Genomic DNA, 5,038 nt, shown 5'->3' with positions numbered 1-5,038 from the left:
CCCGTCGCGTGCTCGATCTGCTCGCGGCAGCTCGTCCCCGCCGCGACCACGACTGCGTCCGGCGCCGCACGGACCGCCGGCGCCAGCCGGTCCTCGGCGATCGCCATCGAGACGTCGTAGTGCTCGGCCTCGTAGCCGAACGATCCCGCGACGCCGCAGCACCCCGCGTTCGTCTCCGCGACCTCGAGGCCGGCGACCTCGAGGCACGTCTTGGAGGCCGACATGCGGGACAGGGCCTTTTGGTGGCAGTGGCCGTGGACGAGAGCCGCCGCGGCGGGCTTCCAGTCGAGGGCGCGGAGACGGTCGGCGTGGGCGTCACACCACTCCTCGAAGGTGACGGCCGCGGCGGCGACGGCCTGGGCGTCCTCGGTTTGGACGAGACGCGGGATCTCGTCGCGTAGCGTCAGGATGCACGACGGCTCGAGCCCGACGATCATGACGCCGTCTCGGGCGAGCGGCGCGTAGGTCTCGACGAGTTGGTGCGCCAGCTTGGTCGCCTTCGGCAAGAACCCCTTGGACAAGTAGGTCCGGCCGCAGCACCGGTACTCCGGCACCTCGACGCGAGCGCCGGCGGCCTCGAGGACGCGGAGGGCAGCGCGGGGAATGGATGGCTCCTGGAACCGTCCGAACGTGTCGGCGAAAAGGGCTACGCGCGGAGCGTCGGCCTCGAGGTCTCGGCGTCGTCGGGCCTCGGACGACTTGAACGGCTTGGTGGTAAACGGCGGCAAGGCACGCTCAGGCGCAATGCCGAGGGCGCGGAACGCCGCCTTGGCCGGCGGCAGCGCGTTGACGCGGTTGGCAACCGCCGCGAGGGGCCCGGCAACGCGCTTCGCAAGCTCGGGCATCTCGGCAAACAATCGCGCGCGTGCGGACGGCGACTCGGTCTCGTACTTCTTGGCTTGCCACACCGTCTTGAGCGCCGCCATGTCGACCGACGCCGGGCACTCGGCCTTGCACGCCTTGCACGAGACGCACAGGTCCAGCGCTTCTCCCACCTCGGGCGAGGTCAGCCCATCGAGGCCGCCGGACAGCGCCTCGCGCAAGGCGTTGGCCCGACCTCGAGTGGAGTCCTTCTCCTCGCGCGTCGCCATAAACGGCGGGCACATCGTCCCGACGCTCACCTTGCGGCACACGGCCGACCCGTTGCACGCCTCGATGGCCTCGACGAACCCGACATCGCGGCCCTGGGCGTCATAGAACGCGAGCCCCGTCGTGACCGGCACGGCGTGGTAGTCCGGCCCCATCCGCAACGCCTCGGTCAGCGGCGGCACGTCGACGATCTTGCCAGGGTTGAGCTGGCCGCCCGGATCGAAGGCGCGCTTGGTCGCCTGGTACGCGGCGTAGAGGGCGGGCGTGTAGAAGTCCTCCGCTAGCGCCCCACGCGCGCGACCGTCGCCGTGCTCCGACGCGATGACGCCGCCGTACTTCCTGGCCAGCCGCGCAGAGCCACGCGCGACGGCCTCGAGGGCGGCGACCCGTCCGGGATCTTTGAGGTCGAGGAACGGGCGGACGTGCAGGCATCCGGCACTGGCGTGGGCGTAGGCGACGGCGTCGACGTCCCACTCGGCCATCAGCTCCTCGAGCTCGCGGATGTAGGCCGGCAGATGCTCGACCGGCACCGCCGCGTCCTCGATGATGGCGACGGCCTGGACCGGGAGCCGCGCGCTCATCGCGAGCCCGAGCCCGACCTTGCGGACCGCGTAGACGTCGGCCATGCGCGTCTCGTCCTCGAGGACGGTGATCACGGCGCTCGGGCCGAGGTGGCGAGCGAGGGTCGCCAAACCGTCGCGGCACTCGGCGAGCGACTCGCCGCTGTACTCCACGATCAGGAGCGCGCCGGGCAGCTCGCCGTGCGTGCCGCGCTGGACGAAGTGCAACTTCGGCGCGTACTCGGTCACGTCGAGAGCTCGCTCGAGGGCAATTTTGTCGAACAGCTCGACGGCGGTCGGGCCGGTCTCCATGATGCCGGCGACGGCCTCGAGGGCGGCGGCGCGCGTCGGGAAGTGGACGACGCCGAGCGCGGCGTGCGGCGGGCGCTCGGTCAGGCCGACGGTGATCTCGGTGGCGAACGCCAACGTCCCCTCAGAGCCCGCGAGCAACGTCGCCAGGTTGCGCGTCCCGTCCCACGCTCGGCCCGGCCCGCGGTCGACCTCGGGCGCTTCGATCATCCGCTCCAGGCGGTAGCCGCCGGCGCGGCGCCACCAGCGCGGCGTGTCGTTGCGGATCGCGTGCTCGTGGACGCCCAAGAGCGCGTCGACGCGCCGGTAGACCTCGCCCTCGAGGCCGGCGACCTTCGTCTTGGCGGACCACGCATCGACCTCGAGGGCGGAGAACGTGGCGGGCGAGCCGTCGGCCAGGAGCACCCGGGCCGACTCGGTCCAGTCGACCGTCGAGCCGTACTGGATGGAGTGCGTGCCGGTCGCGTTCGTCCCCAGCATCCCGCCGAGCGTCGCCCGGTTCGAGGACGCGGGGTCCGGCCCGAACGTCAGCCCGTGCTCGGCCGCGGCCGCGTTCAGATCGTCGAGGACGACGCCTGGCTGGACCGTCGCCGTTCGGTTCTCCGGGTCGACCTCGAGGACGGACCGCAGGTGCTTCGTCGTGTCGACGACCAGTCCGCCGGCGACGGAGCTCCCGGCCAGGCTCGAGCCCGAGCCCCGCGCAACAACGGGGACGCCGTACTCGGCGCCGGCCTCGAGGGCGGCCTGGACGTCGTCGGCGTGCCGTGGGATCAGGACGCCCAGTGGGGGCTCACGGTAGAGCGAGGCGTCGGTGGCATAGAGCGCTTTCGACAGCGCGTCGAGCCGCAGGTCTCCCCTGATGCGGGGGCGAACGGCGGCGGCAAACTCCTCCAGGCGGGCGGTCTCGATCTGCATACCGGATGGTACCGCCTGAGCCCGTCGGGTCACCGCGTATTTCGTGGCCCTCCCCGGTGAAGGGGAGGCGCCCTCGAGGTCAATGCCTCACCTTTTCGATCACCCCTCCCCTCTCGTTATGACTCGTTGCTTCGCACTCCTCGCCCTTGTCGCGATGCTGGCCGCGCCTGCCAGCGCCCAACTCACGTTTACCATTGACGACTTCTACGACTTCGCCGACTCTGGCGAGACGGTCGTGGGAACGTCGTTCAGCACCGGAGACCAAGTCCCCTCCGACGACCAAGCTGAGATCGACGCCCTCATTGCGCTTACAGGCCAAGGGCAAACGTGGGACTTCACCACGATCGACTATCCCGTCGAATCCACCGTCGCTCAGACGTTCTACCTGGATGGTGACGTCGCAGGGCTCCCGGGTGCAGCCAACTTCCCCGGGGCCAACTACGCTGTCCTCAATGACACGACAGCCGTCAACGGCGACGGTACCGCCGGATACGTCTACGCCGATGTCAGCGACGACCAGTACGTGACACAGGGAATCTTCGTCCCAGCGCAGGGCAGCACGCCCGAGACCGTGATCGTGTATGAGCCTGACGGCCTCCAACAGCTCGTCTTCCCGATCCGGTTCGGGTCCGTCTCCGAGGACCAGACGACCCAGACCATCCAGGGCTTCACCATCACAACGGACTTCCGCACAGAGGTCGTCGGTGAGGGGACGCTGATCACACCAGCGGGCTCGGCACCAGCGCTGATGATCGAGTACGGGACATCGGTGTCGACAGCCGGATTCACGGTGTCGACGGACGTGTACGTCTGGGCGACAGGCGACCCGAACATCCAGACGTCGGCCACGAACTTTGCCACACCTCAGGGGCCTCGTGCATACGCGGCGAGCTACATCACGCGCGGCGGCGGTGGCCAGAACCAGCCCCCGAGCGTCCCCGCGACCCAGACCGCGTCCGCCCGCTCCGGCGAGACCACGCCCATCGACGTCCTCGAGGACGTGACCGACCCCGACGGCGACCCGCTCTCGATCACGGCCGTCTCGGACCCCGCCAACGGCACCGCCGAGATCGGCGACGACGGGACCGGCCGCCTGCGCACCCCAATCGTCAACTACACGCCGGACGCCGGCTTCACCGGTGACGACTCCTTCACGTTCACCGTCAGCGACGGGACCGCCGAAGCGAGCGGCACGGTCACCGTGACCGTCACCGGCGGCGTCGCCCTCGAGGACGAGCTCGCGGTGACCACGTTCTCGGCCTTCCCGAACCCCGCGACGAACGCCCTTCGCCTACAGCTCTCGACCTCGAGGGCAGGACTCGTCGAGGTCGTGCTCTACGACGTGCTCGGTCGGGAGGCCGCCGTCGCGCACCGGGGCACGCTCGGCGCCGGCGACCACGCGTTCTCCCTCGACACATCGGACCTGGCGCCCGGCGTCTACGTCGCCCGCATCGACCTCGAGGGCGCGTCCTCGACGGTCCGGGTGACGGTGGCACGGTAGTCGACTCGGCCTCGAGGACGTGACGTTCATCCTCGAGGCCGGTCCCCCGTCGAGAGCCACCCAGGAGAGGGGCACGTGTCGGCCTCGAGGATGCAGCCATCCGCCGTCGTTCTCACGAAGGCGGGACCTGAGTATTGGGATAGATGCTCCGACGTGATGTTGGAGACCGACCCGGTGCGGCCAGAACCGTCCAGGTCACAGGGGGCCATCGAGGCCGCGCCTCCCTTGTTCGCCCATCCAGGATTCGATGCGGCGTCCTCGAGGACGACCTCCTACCGTCGAAGGCCACCGTCGAAGGCCGCCCTCGAGGGCGGCAACGAAAACGGGGCGGCGCCGACGTGGCGCCGCCCCCTAGAGCGATCCAGTCGGGGCTCGATCAGCGGGCGACCGTGAACGGCCGGACCACCGTGGCGCCGCCGGCCGCGAGCCGGACCATGTAGGTGCCGGCCGGCAACGCGCCGACCTCGAGGTCGAGCGTCGCCGTGCCGGCCGAGAGCGCGCGGTCCAACACCGTCGCGACCTGGCGGCCCAGCAGGTCGTAGACGGCGACCGTGGCGTGGCCGGCCTCCTGGAGCGTGACCGAGACCGAGGCCCGGGCCGCCGACGGGTTCGGGACGACGGTGCCGAGCGAGGGCACGGCCTCGAGCGCGGACTCGTTCGAGAC

Annotated in this window: 3 protein-coding genes; 1 reads left to right on the top strand and 2 read right to left on the bottom strand. The window is 70.4% G+C overall.

From position 1 onward, the window contains the following. The coding region (locus WBA11_RS12835; RefSeq protein WP_424521074.1) for an FAD-binding and (Fe-S)-binding domain-containing protein at window positions 1-2,873 on the bottom strand (2,873 nt) is incomplete at its 3' end. 118 nt (window positions 2,874-2,991) lie between these two features. Here WBA11_RS12835 and WBA11_RS12830 point away from each other — a divergent pair. Continuing rightward, a complete protein-coding gene (locus tag WBA11_RS12830) occupies window positions 2,992-4,374 on the top strand; it encodes an Ig-like domain-containing protein (RefSeq protein ID WP_424521073.1) in 1,383 nt (460 codons plus the stop codon). Between the two features lie 376 nt (window positions 4,375-4,750). On the opposite strand, the gene WBA11_RS12825 is transcribed toward WBA11_RS12830, so the two are convergent. Continuing rightward, a partial coding sequence (locus WBA11_RS12825) for a T9SS type A sorting domain-containing protein (protein WP_424521072.1) occupies window positions 4,751-5,038 on the bottom strand: 288 nt, incomplete at its 5' end.

This window comes from Rubrivirga sp., from assembly GCF_049648075.1.
Classification (GTDB): domain Bacteria; phylum Bacteroidota; class Rhodothermia; order Rhodothermales; family Rubricoccaceae; genus Rubrivirga.
Note: the sequence above shows the minus strand (reverse complement) of the source record. Positions and strands in the feature narration are given on the sequence as shown.